The organism is Microbacterium sp. IEGM 1404 (genome assembly GCF_030056775.1).
Taxonomy (GTDB): Bacteria; Actinomycetota; Actinomycetes; order Actinomycetales; family Microbacteriaceae; genus Microbacterium.
The window spans coordinates 1-207 of the sequence record NZ_JASHKP010000049.1 but is presented as its reverse complement, the minus strand read 5'-3'; the positions used below and the strand labels follow the sequence as shown (position 1 = coordinate 207).

Annotated in this window: 1 protein-coding gene; it reads right to left on the bottom strand. The window is 71.0% G+C overall.

Going from position 1 to position 207, the window contains the following annotated elements:
* Window positions 1-207, bottom strand: a 207-nt coding sequence (locus QM517_RS18215; protein WP_283289575.1) for a hypothetical protein, incomplete at both ends; no start/stop codon positions are given.

The window sequence follows — 207 nt, the reverse complement described above, 5'->3', positions numbered from 1 at the left end:
CCCGTACTCCGCGCCTCACCAGCACGTGATCGAGAACCGCCGCGCCCGCGGGGAGCGCGTCGAAGACGGAGGACTCGACCTCGGGTGAGCCGGCGTGGGTGACGCTCCAGGAGTCTGGGTCCAGGCGCAGCCCCTCGAGGCCTCCCGATCGTCGTGGCGACCAGCCCGCGGCATCCTTTCGGACGAACTCGGATGCCGTGGTCAGAG